The sequence below is a fragment of the Aliidiomarina sanyensis genome, from assembly GCF_003987175.1.
Lineage (GTDB): Bacteria > Pseudomonadota > Gammaproteobacteria > Enterobacterales > Alteromonadaceae > Aliidiomarina > Aliidiomarina sanyensis.
In genome coordinates this window covers 1-17,086 of the sequence record NZ_PIPM01000023.1, presented here as the reverse complement: position 1 = coordinate 17,086, position 17,086 = coordinate 1, and the positions used below count along the sequence as shown (strand labels likewise).

General features: G+C 49.3%; 16 protein-coding genes and 1 pseudogene. 7 read left to right on the top strand and 10 right to left on the bottom strand.

Annotated elements, in window-relative coordinates:
* Positions 1 to 118: 118 nt before the first annotated feature.
* Positions 119 to 745: a hypothetical protein gene (locus tag CWE11_RS11730; RefSeq protein ID WP_126777814.1), complete on the bottom strand. Its 627-nt coding sequence runs from the start codon at positions 743 to 745 to the stop codon at positions 119 to 121.
* Positions 746 to 986: 241 nt separating this feature from the next.
* Here CWE11_RS11730 and CWE11_RS11725 point away from each other — a divergent pair, with 241 nt between their 5' ends.
* Positions 987 to 1,307, top strand: a complete 321-nt coding sequence (locus CWE11_RS11725) for a YciI-like protein (protein WP_126777813.1) — start codon at positions 987 to 989, stop codon at positions 1,305 to 1,307.
* Here CWE11_RS11725 and CWE11_RS11720 read toward each other — a convergent pair.
* From CWE11_RS11720 to CWE11_RS11705, 4 genes are read right to left on the bottom strand one after another with little or no spacing between them, the layout of a single operon-like run.
* Positions 1,282 to 1,743, bottom strand: a complete 462-nt coding sequence (locus CWE11_RS11720; protein ID WP_126777812.1) for a methyltransferase family protein — start codon at positions 1,741 to 1,743, stop codon at positions 1,282 to 1,284. The genes CWE11_RS11725 and CWE11_RS11720 overlap by 26 nt on opposite strands.
* A 9-nt stretch (positions 1,744 to 1,752) precedes the next feature.
* Positions 1,753 to 2,517 (bottom strand): dienelactone hydrolase family protein, encoded by a 765-nt coding sequence (locus CWE11_RS11715; protein ID WP_198675646.1) that lies wholly within the window; start codon positions 2,515 to 2,517, stop codon positions 1,753 to 1,755.
* Between the two features lie 58 nt (positions 2,518 to 2,575).
* Positions 2,576 to 3,007 (bottom strand): VOC family protein, encoded by a 432-nt coding sequence (locus tag CWE11_RS11710; protein ID WP_241971796.1) that lies wholly within the window; start codon positions 3,005 to 3,007, stop codon positions 2,576 to 2,578.
* Positions 3,004 to 3,726 carry an SGNH/GDSL hydrolase family protein gene (locus CWE11_RS11705; RefSeq protein ID WP_126777810.1) on the bottom strand — a complete coding sequence of 241 codons (723 nt, stop codon included), beginning with the start codon at positions 3,724 to 3,726 and terminating at the stop codon, positions 3,004 to 3,006. The genes CWE11_RS11710 and CWE11_RS11705 overlap by 4 nt, the downstream gene beginning before the upstream one ends.
* A gap of 168 nt (positions 3,727 to 3,894) precedes the next feature.
* On the opposite strand from CWE11_RS11705, the gene CWE11_RS11700 reads away from it, so the two are divergent.
* Entirely contained in the window at positions 3,895 to 5,823 is a 1,929-nt protein-coding gene (locus tag CWE11_RS11700) for a thiamine pyrophosphate-binding protein (protein ID WP_241971795.1), read from the top strand.
* Between the two features lie 2 nt (positions 5,824 to 5,825).
* On the opposite strand, the gene CWE11_RS11695 is transcribed toward CWE11_RS11700, so the two are convergent.
* From CWE11_RS11695 to CWE11_RS11685, 3 genes are all read right to left on the bottom strand, one after another.
* A complete protein-coding gene (locus CWE11_RS11695) occupies positions 5,826 to 8,741 on the bottom strand; it encodes a ligand-binding sensor domain-containing protein (RefSeq protein ID WP_126777809.1) in 2,916 nt (971 codons plus the stop codon).
* A 2-nt stretch (positions 8,742 to 8,743) separates the two neighbouring features.
* Positions 8,744 to 9,778 carry a helix-turn-helix transcriptional regulator gene (locus CWE11_RS11690; protein WP_157981356.1) on the bottom strand — a complete coding sequence of 345 codons (1,035 nt, stop codon included), beginning with the start codon at positions 9,776 to 9,778 and terminating at the stop codon, positions 8,744 to 8,746.
* Positions 9,779 to 9,877: 99 nt separating this feature from the next.
* On the bottom strand, positions 9,878 to 10,801 hold the full coding sequence (locus CWE11_RS11685; RefSeq protein ID WP_126777807.1) for a LysR family transcriptional regulator: 924 nt from the start codon (positions 10,799 to 10,801) through the stop codon (positions 9,878 to 9,880).
* A 141-nt stretch (positions 10,802 to 10,942) separates the two neighbouring features.
* Here CWE11_RS11685 and CWE11_RS11680 point away from each other — a divergent pair, with 141 nt between their 5' ends.
* Both CWE11_RS11680 and CWE11_RS11675 read left to right on the top strand, forming a co-directional pair.
* Positions 10,943 to 11,413 (top strand): GNAT family N-acetyltransferase, encoded by a 471-nt coding sequence (locus CWE11_RS11680; protein ID WP_157981355.1) that lies wholly within the window; start codon positions 10,943 to 10,945, stop codon positions 11,411 to 11,413.
* Positions 11,414 to 11,521: 108 nt separating this feature from the next.
* Entirely contained in the window at positions 11,522 to 12,805 is a 1,284-nt protein-coding gene (locus CWE11_RS11675; protein ID WP_126777805.1) for an anti-phage deoxyguanosine triphosphatase, read from the top strand.
* A 21-nt stretch (positions 12,806 to 12,826) separates the two neighbouring features.
* Here CWE11_RS11675 and rsuA read toward each other — a convergent pair whose 3' ends face one another.
* Entirely contained in the window at positions 12,827 to 13,519 is a 693-nt protein-coding gene (gene rsuA, locus CWE11_RS11670; protein WP_126777804.1) for a 16S rRNA pseudouridine(516) synthase RsuA, read from the bottom strand.
* A gap of 67 nt (positions 13,520 to 13,586) precedes the next feature.
* Between rsuA and CWE11_RS11665 the strand changes: the two genes are divergently transcribed.
* From CWE11_RS11665 to CWE11_RS11655, 3 genes are read left to right on the top strand one after another with little or no spacing between them, the layout of a single operon-like run.
* Complete coding sequence (locus tag CWE11_RS11665; protein WP_198675645.1) at positions 13,587 to 13,733, top strand: DUF2256 domain-containing protein; 147 nt, start codon at positions 13,587 to 13,589, stop codon at positions 13,731 to 13,733.
* A 28-nt stretch (positions 13,734 to 13,761) separates the two neighbouring features.
* Complete coding sequence (locus CWE11_RS11660; RefSeq protein WP_126777803.1) at positions 13,762 to 15,378, top strand: cryptochrome/photolyase family protein; 1,617 nt, start codon at positions 13,762 to 13,764, stop codon at positions 15,376 to 15,378.
* A gap of 10 nt (positions 15,379 to 15,388) precedes the next feature.
* Complete coding sequence (locus CWE11_RS11655) at positions 15,389 to 16,696, top strand: DASH family cryptochrome (protein ID WP_157981354.1); 1,308 nt, start codon at positions 15,389 to 15,391, stop codon at positions 16,694 to 16,696.
* Between the two features lie 274 nt (positions 16,697 to 16,970).
* On the opposite strand, the pseudogene CWE11_RS12280 reads toward CWE11_RS11655, so the two are convergent.
* A pseudogene (locus CWE11_RS12280) lies at positions 16,971 to 17,086 on the bottom strand (IS30 family transposase); the annotation flags it as partial.

Genomic DNA, 17,086 nt, shown 5'->3' with positions numbered 1-17,086 from the left:
CAGCAAAGTCAGGCTCATTGCGGCTCTCCGTAAAAGAGAGTATAAGATCACGACTAGAGCTGATCGTCAAATCGATCGATTATTTAGCGGCTCAACTGGTCAATAAATGTTCGCGATCTCACCCTGGCTTCATATTCTGCATTCCACGCTCAGATAAATTATCAATTTTCGGAGCGGACTGAGCTGTTATGGTCATTCCACCTTGTAGAGAGTGAGCTGATGCTATTGGTAACTCATGAGCGAATACTCGAATTGCATCACACACTGGTATTCTGAGATCTGCATTACCCACAGAACCTAATGGATTTGTCGTATAGTATTTATCTGTGACAACCGAGATTATCGATTTCGCGCCTCGACTGGATGGGACATAATAGAGGTTTCTGCTATCAGAAAATCCGCCCAAAAATTTTGTCCCTCCTTGTCCATTGTGTTCCCACCAAGCATACCGATTGCTATTTCCGAACGAGTAGTCAAACAAGCAATTTGCTAAGTCCTCAATTTCTTCGACTCGACAAAAGTTTGATTTCCTACCTCTCACATGAAAAATCTCCCCCACAGCGGCATAAATTGGTCCTTCAGTATTGATTGTTCGCTTATGCTGTATGCTGTTAGGAGCAACTAAATAACCATCGTCAATCGAAAATATTTGATTGGCAACATTTGAACATTCCATTTCACGATCTATAGCCAGAGCTGAGCTAGTTAGTAGGGCGAGAGCTGAAAAAGAAACAGCCTCAATCACTCGAAGAATTGAACTTTTGGCGGACTGACGGACTGACGGACTGACGGACTATCATATTAGGCATTTCCATATTTAGTATATTTAGTTCCCTTAACATTCAAAAAAAGGGTAACTTGAAACACTTGATGTTTACAACACTTATCTTCGAATTTATATCAGCTTCGGCTGTAGCGGCATGTTGCTAGAGGTTTTCGCGCTTTATTGCTAATCTGAGAGCTCAATCCTGCCATGTAAACTGACTATGAAACACTATCTCCTTTTTTATACCGACTTAGTGGATGGTTACGTGGAGCTGCGCGCTCAATATCGAGAGCAGCACCTTGCGCTCGCACGAGCGGCTGTCGAACGGAATGAACTAATTTTGGGTGGGGCCCTAGATGAGCCCGTCGATGGAGCGGTGCTATTATTTCAAGGAGAAGGCCCAGAGGTAGCCGAAGACTTTGCGAAACATGATCCTTACGTGGCAAACGGGCTCGTTAAAACGTGGTTTGTGCGGCCTTGGGTTACAGTAGTTGGTGAAAACGCAGCTCACCCCATTACAACCACCGACGGGTCTGCTTGAGGTATGCCCGAAAGTCATCACCAAATTTTTCAGTGAGAATTCTCTCCTCGGGAATGATCTGGAACTGATTCATGTACCAGACAAACAGCGGCACCATGCACGCGCTCCAAACATTTCCCAAATAGAGCGCGGCCGCAACAAGAACCAGAAGAAAACCAAGATACATCGGATTTCTCGTGTATTGATACACTCCACCACGGACCAACGCACTAGTTTCTTCTGGGTGCTGCGGATGCACGGTCGTTTTTGCTTTTTGAAAAGCAATGAAGCCCAGCACTGGAAGCAAAATCCCCGTTCCCAACAACAGAAAGCTTAGTTCTTGCTGTCCTTCAAAGTTAAACTCTGGGCGAGGAAACAACCACCGCAAAATCAGCATGTCTACAATAAAAATTGGGACAAGCAGCAACGGTGGTATTTTGAGTTCGAGAAATCGCATTCCAATGCCTTATAAAGTCTTTTCCAAGAAACGCTGAAGTTCTTGCCAGCTTGCACGGTCTGCGGCGAGGTCATAGTCTCCACTCCACGGAACCGTGAAAGAATGACGAGCACCACCATAGACGTGCGCATTGTGAGTCACGTCTGCCGCATTAAGCTGATCAAGCAACGTGGCCAAGTCACTCATGCGTGAACCATTTACCGGATCCGCCGAGCCATGGAGAATCAAAATAGGCCCCTCAACATCATCGTAGGTTTGTCCCTCCGGTAATCCCAGTCCGCCATGAAACGAAACGAACCCTCGCAAAGAGGCTCCAGCACGCGCGAGCTCAAGAACCGCCGCACCCCCAAAACAATAGCCTATGACCACCACGTTATCAGTTCCGCGAGGAATATTGGCGACTTCCGCATAGGCGGCGAGTAACCGTCTCCGAAATTCTTCCCGATCTTGGTACATCTCTCCAGCTCGCTGCTGGTTTTCTTGCATCGACGTGGGTTGACGATCACGGCCGTACACATCTATCGCAAACGCTGTGTATCCCAACGCAGCAAGCTGTTCGGCCCGGGCCTTTTCATAATCGTTCGGACCATCCCAGTCATGAATGATCATCACAGTACCAAGCGAGCGTTCTAGGCGACTGTTATATGCGACATACCCCTCGTACTCGACGCCGTCAATTTCATACACATATCGCTCAGCGACAAGTGCGGCTTGCGCTTGGCCCATAATCGAAACCAAGACAAAAATTAAGGACACCAACACTAGCTTTTTCATGGACATGCTCCAATGGGTTAAGAAGTGTATAAGCTACGCACCGAAGTATAGTTGAGATCTATAACTCAGAAAGGTGCGGGTTCCATACCACTTCCCATAGATGTCCATCAGGGTCGGCAAACACGCCGCCATAACCACCCCATGAGAACGGAGCCGGTTCGCGTAGAATGGTAATCTGGTGCGATCTAAGGTGCTCAAATATTTCGTCTACTTGCTCGGCGGTACCCACATTGTGGGCCAACATCATGCCGGCAGGATCCGGTACTCCGAGAGGTAAACCATGTTCGATCGCAATGCTCGCACGAGGCCATAGCGCCAGCCTGAGTCCCGCTTGCATCTTAAAGAATGCAACCGCCCCATTGGGTTTATCTGCACCCACAATGCCGCGTGTTTCAAAGCCCAGAATATCGCGGTAGAAAGTGACCGCTCGTTCAAGATCATCAACACCGAGCGTAATAAAACTCACCTGGTTGCCCATAGGCGTTGTCATAGTTTCGCCTCGATAATCTTCCGAGTCACCGCCTCGGCCCAAAGTGGGTACCCTTTTTCACCCGGATGAAACCCATCTTCAGCCATCACGCCCGGCTCCACTGGAAAGCTCACATCGAGGACCTCACAACCATCGTTTACCGCGGCTATCGTATCTAGTTCCTTGGTGAGCCGACTCGCTTGCCGCCCGAGAAACCAACGGAGAGGTTGTGGCAATGCTGGAAACAGATGCATGGGGGGAACAGCCGTGAGAATGATATGACGCGCGCCAAAACGTTCACGAAGCAGGTCAATCAAAGCTTGTTGTTGTCGACGAAAACGATAAGGAGCGACGTTGCCGGTGACATCATTCACCCCCAGTGAGGTGACCACGACATCAAACTCTTGTGCTTCACGAAGATGTAGCTTAGTCAACGCCATAGCAGTTGTGTCACCATTTTTTGCCCATAAACACCAAGTAAGCTCACGGCCGGGAAACGCCCGTTGTAATTGCTGGATCAACTGCCCACTTAACGCTTGTTCTTGAGTGGGTACACCAACTCCAGCTCCTGCTGAGTCTCCGAGAATGAGAACCCGCAAGATCGGCAAGTCGGATATGCCAGTGATATGCCCTTCACGGTCCCCATCAGGCTCCGGAAGTCGCGGTGTAGTTTTACGCACAGTACGTCCTTGCTTGAGCAAAACGGGCGCCAGTAGGAGTTTCGCGATAGATGTCAGCATAGGTGGTCGTTATTCTGTTGAATTGGTGTTAAAACTATACCTGATACTCGGTTGTTTCTTCGATCTATTTTGCAGAAAATCAGATGAATACAAGCCCTCAAACGACCCAGTCCCCCCTCTCCGCCGATACCTTAGTGATTGGCGGCGGAATCGCAGGGGTGACCGGAGATGCTCTATCGTGATTGGTGTCGTACCGCAGAGTTCACCGAAGATGATCTGCTTGAGCTTGAAACCCTTCGTCAAGAAATTAGTCAGTTTGACGATAATGTGAAGCGTGGCCCACCATTGAGCAATAAAGATCAACTGCGCAAGTTGACACAACTGCATCAATGGCGTTCAGACCGTTTGCGCTGTAGGAGACCAAACATGAAAAAATCGGGTGCTGCACTTGCTCGGTACGCCCTAGAACAATTGGGTGTTACCCATACTTTTGGGATCCCCGGAGTTCACAATACGGAACTCTATGATGAACTCAACGCATCCGATCAAATTCAACCGGTTCTGGTTGCGCACGAAGGCGGTGGTGCCTTCATGGCAGACGCTGTAAGCCGCATGGGCGATAGTATTGGTACCATGGTCATTGTACCGGCTGCCGGGGTGACGCATGCAGCAAGTGGAATTGGAGAGGCTGGGCTCGATGGTATCCCCATGCTGATTCTTTCCGGTGGGATTCATAGTGAAAGTGGCCATAAGTATCAACTACATGACATTGACCAACACACGCTGCTGTCACCGATTACGAAAGCGACTTTTCGGATCGAGAATCATGCGCAAGTCATTCCAACCATTTACGAAGCTTATCGGATTGCTACCCAAGGTGAACCCGGCCCGGTGTTTATTGAGCTTCCTTACAATATTGGAAATTTCTTGGGAGATGTGGAGGGCATGCAGGCTTTTGAGCAGTACTCAGCAAAGCCACAAGTGGACCGCACGCTCATAAAGCAAGCCGCTGAGTTGTTGGCATCCGCTCAAAAGCCAGGCCTTTTTGTTGGTTGGGGCGCTATTCCCGCATTCGAAAGTGTCATCGCACTCGCAGAATATCTCGGAGCACCAGTTTCCACCACCTTGCAAGGCCTCAGCGCCTTCCCCGGTAACCACCCCCTGCACACTGGCATGGGTTTTGGGGATTACGCCGTGCCTGCTGCAAACGAGGCGTTCCGCGACTGCGATTGTTTAATTGCCATCGGTACACGGTTTGCAGAAATCCCCACAGGAAGTTACAGCATGCCAGTTCCAAACCAGCTAATTCACCTCGATATCAATCCGGACGTTTTTAGCGCCAATTTCCCAGCGACGGTGGCCATTGCAGGCGATTCCGCACAAACGGTTCCGCTCCTTTTAGAAGCCATTAAGCAGACGCGTCCCGCACATGATTTTGAGCACATTGCCACGGTGATTCAAAGTGCGAAACAGAAATACCAACAAGAATGGCTTGACTATGAACCGGAGCAACGAGTCGGCCCAGGCCAGTTTTTCACAACCTTACGGCGACTGTGCGATGACGATGCCATTCTCGTCGCTGATGACGGAAACCACACATTTTTAATGGCGGAACTGATGCCGGTCCATGGCCCACGGCAATTTATCTCACCGAGTGATTTCAACGCTATGGGATATTGTATTCCTGCCGTTATTGGCGCCAAATTAAGTCAGCCCGAGCGGCAAGTGATTGGTGTGGTAGGAGATGGGGCATTGAAAATGACTGGACTTGAACTTTCGACCGCTAGCCATCTTGGGCTCGGTTGTGTTGTCTTTGTTTTCAATGACGGTGAGCTATCGCAAATTGCACAAGCACAACAAATTCCCTATAACCGCAAAACCTGTACGGTCTTAAAACCGCTCAATATCAAAGCGCTTGCGGAGACAACTGATTGTACGTTTATGCAGCTGACCGACAACGCGGAGTGCGAAGGAATGATTAGCAAAGCGCTTCGTGCTGCAAAAGACGGTGCCACTGTCTTGGTGGATGTGAAAATTGACTATGGCAAAAGAACTCGATTCACCCAAGGGGTGGTCAAGAGCACGTTGAAGCGCTTCACGCCTCGGGACAAAATTCGCGTCATCAGCCGGGCCTTGCTTCGTAAAGTCACCGGCTGAGACTAGGACTTTTTCTGTTTTCCGGAGGGCGCTTGCACAATCCGATTGCGCCCCTCGGTTTTCGCCTGATATAACGCCTTATCAGCACGCACCAAGAGATTACTGTGGCCGCTATTTTCATGGCGATCGGCAACCCCACCGCTTAAGGTCACAATCAGCCCCTCGCGAATATGACTGAAGTCCATCGCCTCAATATTTGAGCGGATCCGTTCACAAATATCTGTTGCTTCTCTCAATCGTGTATTTGGCAACAGAATCGCGAACTCTTCCCCTCCCCAGCGAGCCACATAATCGTGACTTCGTACGGTGGCGCGCAGCACCTTAGCGATCTCGATCAACACCAGGTCCCCAACAGCATGTAAGAATCGATCGTTGATGGCTTTAAAATGATCGATATCCAGAACCGCGAGACACAAGGGTTCGTTACTTCGCTCTGCTTTTTTATACTGATGCCGCAACACTTCATCGAAAGCCCGTCGATTCGCAAGACCCGTAAGAGAATCCTCACGAGCGAGCGACTCCAATTCCCGCGTCTTCTCTGCTACTTGAGCCTGGAGGGTCTCACGCGCTTGTTCTAAATAACGCACCCGCCATTTCATCACACCCACAACCATAAAACTTAAGAGCACCGTGAGCAGCAGATAGAACCACATTTGCTGCCAATAATGTGCCTCAATTTCGAATGGTAATTCGGCGGGCTCAGACCATTCCCCACCTGGATACCGTGCGCGGACGGAAAACGTATATTGACCGGGAGGTAACGCAGTATATTCAGCGGCAAGTGCGCGCCCCCGAGATACCCAATCTGCGTCAAAACCAATCAAACGCACTTGGTACTCGATTTGACTGGACATCCGGAACCCCAAACCTGCGTACTGAAACTCAAGTCGGCTGGTCGACGGGGGTAATCGCTCCCCCTGTCCAAGCGCTTCAAAGTCAGTCCGTGCTCGCTCAATCACCACAGGCGGTGGCTCTAACCCAGAATTTAGAACATCGCCAGGAACGATATAACTAGCTCCCATAGCCGTGGCAAACCACATCCGATTTCGGGAGTCGAGAATCGATGAAGGACCTCCGCTGTTCACTTGGTGACTCAGCAAGCCATCACTTTCGGTAAACAACATAGGAGAAACCAACGCGGTCTCGTCGCTGATGAATGATTGAATCGCTTCACGAGACAACCTCAAAATTCCCCGGCTTCCCCCTATCCAAAGATGTTTGTCCTGATCTTCTGCGACCGAAAAGTATTTCTCAAACGGCAAACCATTTTCACGGTTTAGCCAAAACCATTTATCGCGGTCTCGTTGGTAAATCAGCAGGCCACGATCACTTGAAAAGTAAGTAAACTGGTCACCGACATACACGGCAAAAAGCGTCATCGCAGAACTGAACCGTGATAAATCAACCGTTTCCGCCTGCCATGCTCCATCGACTTGAAACATACGACTCAAACCATAGGTGGAAATCACCCATAAGGTTCCATGGTCGTAGGCAAGCCCCGAAATAAAGTTCGCAACGAGGCCATCCTCTTGGGTGTAGGTCCGAACATAGCGAATATCACCCTGTTCAGTCTCAAATTCGACCACGCCACCGGGTGTTCCGGCAAAAAGTCGATTCGAATCAGGGAGCGCATAAAGCCCTCGGATTTCGGAGAATGGAAGGCCCCGCCCTCGATCAAACTGCGCTGTTACTTGCCCGTCAGTCACTTGAAGCAAGCCGGAAACATATGTCCCCACATACATTCGGCCATCTGTGTGAGGAAAAAGACTTAATACCGACTGCCCTTCAAGACGGAGGTCATCTGAGACCGGCAAGATCTGACCACGGGCCAGACGATTCAGTCCCGCATTCGTTCCCACCCAAATGTACCCATCGTGATCTTCTTGGACGGTCCGAACAAAGTTCCCCACCAGTCCTTGGGTCATACTGAAGGTATTGAACAGTGCATCGCGTAATTGAACCAAACCACCATGACTGGACACCCATATATTCCCTTCACGATCTTCGAAGATATCCAAGATATGCTGGTTCGGAAGCCCTTGCGAAACGTCCAAGTAATCCACAGTTCCCGGCGAAATTCGCCCTAAACCACGATCAAAGGTCCCAAACCAAATGTGTCCATAGCGATCTTGAAGAAGACTCGTGATGACTCCCTGAATATCTGCAGGCCAGGGAACAAATGCATCGTGATGAGGTTCGCTCACGAATAGACCTGAATCTGACGCCGCAATAATGCGGCCATCGTCGAGTTCTAAAATGGCGCGCACAAACTCGGCGGGAAATGAAGCAAAATGAGTAAAACCATCGGTGTCTGCATCATATCGATAGATACCATCAGAACCACCAAGCCAAATCCCACCAGACGGCCCTAAATATATACGATGAGCGATATCCGCTGTGATTCCCTGTTCAATGCCGTACACACGGAAGGTGTTATCAGGAAAATATCGATACACAGCACCGTCGGCAACGGCCACCCATAACTCACCATTGGGTGTTGAAAGCGTTTCATAAACAAAATCAGACGCTCTTGGAAGTCCATGCCATTGGCCATCAAGATAGCGCGACACTCCCCCACGAGGTCCGCCGACATAAACAGCATCTGAAGTTTCATCTTTTGTGATGTCGTATACACCCGATTCAGCTAACGCTGTGACATGAAAATCATCATAGATGGTGAATTCACGTCCATTAAAACGCACCGGACCTTCCCACGTAGCGAGCCAAATATAGCCATCATTGGATTGAGTAATACGATTTACCGAGTTATGAGGAAGGCCGTGGCGTGTAGACCAGGTTTCAATAGCGTACTGAATCAGAGGCTTCGCTTCAGGAACGGCTTCACCCGCTCGCGAATCCAACGACACTCCAAGAAACACACAACAGACGAGGCCCAAAAGGCACATCAGTTTTTTCATTATTATTCTTTATTTCCTGGTTTTAACGAATCAACGTAGAACTCTGCCGCTTTTACTAAACGTTGCCCGAGTTCTTTACGTAAGGCAAGCGGTTCTTGCACTTCAATATGCTCACCCCATGACATGAGCCACCAACGCAACTGCCAGGAATCGGATACGGTCGCTTGCACTCGCAATTCAGAAGCGTGATCGATGATGCGCTGATCCTCACTGAGGGGGCTTTCTCGAAGCAGCTGAATCACGTCTTGATTGTAAACTCGAATGGTAAGTTCGATTCGCTCACCGGTACTGAACTGAAATGCTCCTCCCGCCAAGTACGCCTTTAAATCAAATCCAATTTCATTGTGAATCGCCTGCTCCGTTAGCTCCGCGCTCATCACGCGGTGGAGTGCGAAAATTCGTTCATCCTTGTAATCATTCACTCGGGCAATCAAGTATGTCACGGTGCCTCGCTGGACGAGCGCAAGCGGATGCAGACACATAGTATGGGGTTGCGCCTTACCCACGCTTTGATACATGACCTCGACACAACGTTCTTTTAGTAATCCGGTCTGGACCGTTTCTAAAATAACCGGGTCAATGTATGGCGGGATTTGCTGCAGGACCGCCGGCACATGCGCGACCTTCTTGCTCCAACTCAGGAGTGGCTGGTCATCCCCAAGGCTGGATAGTTTTTCTTTCGCGAGCAAAAAGCGAGATTCAACCGATTCGAGCACGGAATGAGGCAACAAGGGGCGCACGGTTTCTTCGATAAGCCGCAAAGACAAAGCTTCGGCCATGGAAATTCCTGGTATGTCTAGACTTGCATCACGCTGCCAATACCAGCCATAGGGCTTGCTGCGGTCATTACATTGGATGGGAAACAGGCAACTAAGCTCCGTGAGGTCGCGTTCAACGGTGCGTTTGCTCACCGAAAGCCCCTCATCATTTAATCGCATTGCGAGTGCCTTGCTTGTTAAGCCTGGCGCTCGAGAAGGGAGTAATTTAAGTAGCTCCCATTGGCGGGTAATGGTACTGCGAATTCCTTGTGCGCTCATAATCGACATCCATGCAACAGAACTTATTCCACTCTACGGAAAGCCATCTCATTGGGCAAGTACGATAGTATCCCCCTTTAGTCGAATCACCAGATACATTTAGGCATGCATCCATGCGCTCCGCCCCATCTGCTCCCGCAACCAGACGATACGTGGGTCACGGTGGTAGCGCTCATGCCAATACAAGTAAAAGCGCACGGGCGGCTGTTGCAGAGCGTCGGGCAACTCACACAAAACCAGTTCACGGCCACGTGCAATATACTCAGCCACCTTTTTCGGCAGCGTAAAGATTAAATCAGTTCCTTCTACAAAATCGGCTACGGAGCTAAAGCCAGCAAGACGCAACGCGACACTCCGTTTGAGACCAACGCGTTCAAGCACGTGATCCATAGAGCCCGGCCCTCGGCCTGTCAATGAAACCATTCCGTGTGGCGCTCGCGCATAATCCTCAGCTCGTAACGGGCGCTGTGCGAGTGGATTCTTATTCCACATAAGACACACCACTGGAGTTTCATCCAATAGCTTCCGATGCAGAGCATGCTCTGCATGCATCGGGTGCAACCCACTTAAACTAAAATGAACCTCATCGCGTTCAAGCATTGGAAAACTATCGAGTTCTTGCCGAACGGTTTCAAATCGCATGTGGGGAGCCTGCAAGCGCAGCTGCTTTAAAAGCTGAGGGAAATATAATCCAACCTCCAGATCAAGTCCGGTAATTCGAATCAAGCTACGATCGGTAGCTGGATCAAATTCTGGCGTTTGCACCATCCGATCGAGATCCGTAAGAATCGGTTTGAGGGCTAAACGCAGTTGTTCGGCTCGCGCTGTTAATAACATCCCCTGGGAGGTCCGTACGAGAATCGGATCATCAAACGCTTCGCGCAGCTTAGCCAATGCACGACTTACCCCAGGCTGACTCATATTTAGCTGTTCAGCAGTTTGCGAAACGTGGCGCACATCAAGCAAAACATCCAAAATGACGAGCAAGTTCAAGTCGAGTTGACGCAGTTGAAGATGTAACACAATAGCCGCCCCTATATACGCAATACGAATGACATTAAATATATCATTCTATTTTAGCATAGCAGGAGCGTTTATCGTCTTCTCCAGCATTTATTTCATGCTAGGATGATGTGTGAACACCACCTCAAAAAGGATGACTCGATGCTCTGCATCCAAAGCGCTGAATCTTCTGATATTCCGTTAATAGCAAATTTAGAACGCCGGCAATATGGCACTGAGGCCTATCCCGCGATGTTCTTTTATCAAGCGTTTTTGCAGTGGCCCCAGCTCCTTTTTGTGGCGAAAGATACCAGCACAACGTTGGGTTCTGCGCAGTTTCTTGGCTACGTGCTCTATGCGCCAGCTGTTGATTATGAAACGCTTTGGTGTATGTCCTTACTTACCTCACATGATGCGCGTGGTAAGGGGGTTGGTCGGGAGCTTATGCGTTTTTCTTTGGAGCAGCTAAGTAACACGACTCAAGCTCGAAACGTTGAGCTAACGGTCGCACCCGACAATGAAGCCGCTCTATCTTTGTATCGGAAACTCGGTTTTGAAGTGATTAACGAAGCAACAGATCTGCTTGGCCCAGGCGAGGCGCGAGTTCAACTTCGCTACATCGTCCCTCGTTGAACGCAGATCGGCTGAACACTCAACATTCATGGATTGTTAGGTCTTTATTGCATCGTATTTGAGCTTTCACGTACCATCAAACGAAGCATGTTAAATCAAGGAGAGAAAATGGACTCTAGTTGGCAAGCAAGACGTTCTGGTGCAGAGCCCGCGCGTCCCGGTGATCGGCGCAATCCCTGGCAGCGCGATCGTGCTCGAATCCTCCACTCCGCAGCGTTCCGTCGACTCCAGTCAAAAACTCAAATTATGAATGTAGGGGAGAACGATTTTTACCGAACGCGTCTCACTCACAGTCTTGAAGCGGCTCAGATTGGCAGCTCCTTAATTAACCATCTAAAGCGTGGTGCTAACGAGACCATTGCAGCACTTCTTCCGGATGAGAACTTGATGGAAGCTTTGTGCCTTGCCCACGACATAGGCCATCCTCCATTTGGACATGGTGGTGAGACCGCCCTGAACTATAAAATGCTCTCCTCCGGTGGCTTCGAAGGCAACGGACAAACATTTCGAATTGTGGGAAAACTCGAAGCCTATCACCAAGAACATGGGATGGATCTGTGTCGACGCACCTTATTGGGCTTATTGAAATATCCGGTATTAATGCCAAGCCTACCTTCGCCCGAGTCACGCTACCCTCGCTCTCTGGCCCCATGGAAGCCGGCCAAAGCGATTTTTGAGTCCGAATCTGATCTCCTCGCTTGGGTACTTGAGCCACTCAGTGAGAGCGACAAAGGCCAATTTCAGCAAGTCGACACAATGAATAAAGCACCATGGCAGCAATCTAAATTCAAATCGTTTGATGCTTCGATGATGGAGTTAGCAGACGACATCGCTTATGGCGTTCACGACTTAGAAGATGCCGTCGTTACGGGCACACTGAATGAGTTGCAGTGGCATGCAGACATGGATGCTCATCTAGCGACTCTCTCAAAACCGCTCCGAGAGCTTGTCGAATCACTGAGCCAGCAGCTTTTCTCAAATAAGCATCACCTCCGAAAAAATGCCATCGGCGCCTTGGTCAACGTCTTCGTGACAGCAGTACAGACTCACGAAGTACTGCCTGAAGCTGAAAGCCACCTGATCCGCTACAACACATGGTTGCCCGACGAAGAGCGGACATTACTTAACGCACTCAAAGCTGTTGTATTTAAGCATGTGATTCATCAACCAGCGATTCAGCAGCTCCGTTATCGGAGCCAGAACATGCTCATGCAGCTCTTTGACGCATTTCATGCAGAGCCGACGCGCTTGCTGCCGAAAAACACTCAAACTCGCTGGCAGGAAGCCTTCGACCGAGGCGGACAGGCAGCAGCAGACCGAGTACTGTGTGATTACATATCAGGGATGACCGACGACTACGCAGAACGCATGTATCATCGGCTGTTTGCCTAATGGAGACGCATTCGCGTTGACCTATCGAAAGGATTCGACTTCATCAGCCGTGAGGGAACGATATTCACCGGGAGCAAGATCAGGGTCCAGTGCCACGTCCCCAATTTGTTCCCGATGTAAGCCCTCGACTCGATTACCTACCGCCGCAAACATCCGACGAACTTGATGATAGCGCCCTTCCGTAATGGTGACACGAGCTTCTCGCTCACCGATAATTTCAAGAACTGCTGGCTTCGTCATCATCGGCTCACCATGCAACTTAATGCCACGCGCGAACGCTTCAACGTCCTCGGCACGAAGCGGGTTCGCAAGCTGTGCAAGGTACACTTTCTCACACGCATGTTTAGGAGAGGTAATGCGATGGGACCACTGCCCATCGTTTGTCACGAGCAAGAGTCCCGAGGTATCCAAATCGAGTCGACCGACGGTGTGAAACTTATCGGGATTCGGCAAATCAAGATAGGCAAACACAGTCATATGTTGCGGATCATCGTTAGCGCATATACAACCTAACGGCTTATGAAACATCAGGTAGGTCGGCCCGAGCAGCTCAAGAGCCACTCCGTTCCATTCGACAACGGCCGATTCAGGCACCTGAGTCGCGCCTTTTTTCACAACATCACCATCAACCGTGACCTCTTGACGGTGAAGTGCCCGAGTCGCCTCTTTGCGGCTCATTCCAGTTGTTTCAGATAAAAATCGATCTAATCGCATAAGCCTGCAGAACTTAATTACTCGTTGCTACGTATTCTACACCAATCTTGGCATAACTTGGTGTGCAGTGGCCCATAAAAAAACACATCTCCCACAAAAAATGTGTCCAGTCTGTTCCCGTCCTTTTTCATGGCGTAAGAAATGGGCTGCGGTCTGGGAGGAAGTGAAATACTGCTCGGAACGATGCCGTCGCCAACGTGCCTCCACAAAGTAAGTATCTGGTTTAGGACCTAAGGCTCACTATGACGTTGTATTTGCATACCAGCCAGCTCCCGCGTGCTCGAAAAGAGTTTCGGGAGGTCCGCTTGATCCTGGGTGATCAACTCAACGCGTCTCATTCGTGGTTTAAAGAAGAAGACACCGAGCATGTCCTTTTTGTGCTGTTCGAAATGCGGCAAGAAACGGATTATGTCACACACCACCGGCAAAAAGTTTTGGCTTTCTTCGCGGCCATGCGCGCCTTTGCCGATGCGATGGGGACCATTCACAATGTGCTCTATATGAGGCTCGACAGCGACGAGAACCAACATAATCTGAAAGAAAACATTCACGCTGTTTTGAACCACGTGAACGCGAAAAAGTTTAGTTACCAAGAGCCGGACGAGTATCGTCTCGATATCCAGCTTAACTCACTTGATTTGGACCCAGAAATTTCAATCGCGTGTGTTTCGTCTGAACATTTCTTTACCCAACGAGACGACCTGATCCGCTACTTCCCAAAACTTGATCGCCGCGCAAAAGCCGAGTCTCTCGCACAGACCCAAACACTTCTCATGGAAACGTTTTATCGGCAAATCCGTAAGGAAACCGGTTACCTTATGGAGGGCAACAAGCCAGAGGGCGGCAAGTGGAACTATGACCAGGAGAACCGAAATAAGCTTCCTGATAGTCAAACACTCCCTGATCCCCTGATATTCGCGAATGATGTTCGCCATATCGAAGCGGTTCTCAATAAAGCAGAGATAAAAACGCTTGGAACGGCGAACAGTGAGCGACTGTTATGGCCAATCAGTCGGCGTCAATCTCGTGAACTACTGCGCCATTTTGTGCAAAAAGCATTGCCTCATTTCGGCGTTTATCAAGATGCCATGAGCGAGCGATGCTGGACTCTTTTCCACTCGCGCCTCTCCTTTAGTTTGAACACAAAAATGTTGCACCCACGGGAAGTGATTGAAGCCGCGATTCAAGGATTTCGAGATAATCCGAATGACATTTCGATTGCACAAGTCGAAGGGTTTGTTCGCCAGATTCTTGGCTGGCGCGAATACGTTCGTATGATTTATTGGCAGTTTATGCCGGACTACAAGGCAACCAACTACTTTGAGCACAAACGTGATCTCCCAGCGTTTTTCTGGACCGGAAAGACCAAAATGCGATGTTTGCAACACAGCATTCAACAATCCCTCGATTACGCCTATGCCCACCATATCCAACGGTTGATGGTCACAGGGAATTTTGCCTTATTAGCCGGAATTGCACCTGAGCAAGTGAATACGTGGTATTTAGGTATTTATATCGATGCCGTTGAGTGGGTAGAGCTACCGAATACACATGGGATGAGTCAATTTGCAGATGGGGGATTGCTGGCTTCTAAACCCTATGTTTCATCTGGTAATTACCTTCAGAAAATGGGGCACTACTGTACATCCTGTGAGTACGATGTAAAACAAAAGACGGGCCCTAAGAGTTGTCCGCTTAACTCCTTGTATTGGCACTTTATTGATCGCAATCTTAAGCACTTTAAAAACAATCATCGCATGCACATGATCGTCAACCAATGGGAAAAGCGCAGCGATAGCGACCGAAAAGCAGTTCTCGAGCAGGCGGATACATGGCTTTTAAACTTAGAGAATATCTAAAGGACCTCCGGTGGACGACAAAGCAGTCACTTCTTCACGTGCGTTAATTTGGTTTCGTAGAAACTTGCGTATACAGGACAACCCAGCTGTCGCTGCATGCGCGCATCAGCCAACCTTAGGCGTGTTTTGCATCGGATCAGAATACACGTCAAGTTGGCTCAATATACCTCGTTGCAGCCCCGTTAGAGCGCGCTTCCTGCAACGAACCTTAGATGCTTTAACGTCAAATTTGCAAGCGCTTGGAACCGATCTCGTAACCCACAATGGCGAAGCTATCGTTTACATTCCATCCCTTTGTGACGCGATGGAAATCAGTCAGGTTCATTCGCAGCGTTTATTTTCCCACGATGAGCGAGTTGAGCAGGAACGCATGCAAAGCGCCTTGAATGCCATGGGTGTCGAACTCATTTTGCATGACGATTACACATTGCTTCACCCTCATACGGTCTGGCGTAGCCGTGTGCACCCGGTCTCTGCGAATACGAGCTTCAGTAAATTTAGAAAAGTATGCGCTCCGGAAACGCAGAGTATCGATTGCCCCGATGAAATCACGCCGTCTGCATTGAAGCGCATCGAAAATGCGGATCAGTATGTTTCTCATTCGCCATTTCCGCTACCCACCGCACAAGGTGATACAAAGCGCGGAGCTTTGGCCTTCAATGGAGGAGAAGCGGCCGCACTTGAGCGACTCTCACATTACATTGGCGGGCCGATCCACCACTATAAAGAAACGCGCAACGAAATGCTCGGCGCGGATTTTTCTAGCAAGCTGTCTCCCTGGTTGAACCTCGGCGCCCTCAGTCCAAACCAAGTCCTGCGCGCAGTCCGTGATGCGGAACAACGAAAAGGGGCAAATCCATCGACCGAATGGTTGGTCGTTGAGTTATTATGGCGTGATTTCTTTCAATTCCTCGCATGGGAGCTTGGTGGCGAGATGTTCAACAAAAGCGCCTTAAACCATGATCTCAAACTCAAGCGCAATGCGAGTTTTTCTCAATGGTGCCAAGGTACAACGGGCGAAGATTTCGTCGATGCCAATATGCGCGAGTTACTTGCGACAGGCTATATGAGTAACCGAGGACGACAAAATGTCGCTTCTGCATTAATACACGAGATTCAAGCTGATTGGCGATTGGGCGCGGCTTGGTTTGAAGCTCATCTGCTCGATTATGATCCAGCTAGCAATTATGGTAACTGGCGCTATATCGCTGGCTTAAGTGCAAATCCACGAGGCGGAAGTTGGTTCAACCTCAAAAAGCAGGCTGAGCATTATGATCCACAATCAGCGTTCCGGCGGCATTGGTTGAAGAGCCAATAGTCAGTGTGCACATCCCTGAAAATATGCCCGGTGTATCGGGCCTGGTCGGCGTTTGCGCTGATGCCCTGCAGCTCTTCACCAAATGGTGAGTACTGCTCGCTTCTGCCTAAACATCAGATTTTTTACTTGTTAAAGAGCAATTGGCGTTAAAAATCCGGGAAACTCCGCCAATTTTTAACGCCGGGGTTCAAAGTTGCTTGGTTACAATATTGCAGAGCTCTTCAAAATCCACATCAAAATCGGGCGTGTGAGTAATTATAAAACCTAGATTCAATTAATAACTGCAACACTCGCTCTGCGCGTACTGCAATTGCTCTTTAAAAATTACATCTGGTTGCTTAAACCCTAATATCTTACGCGGCCTGAGATTTATACGCTGTTGTATTTTGG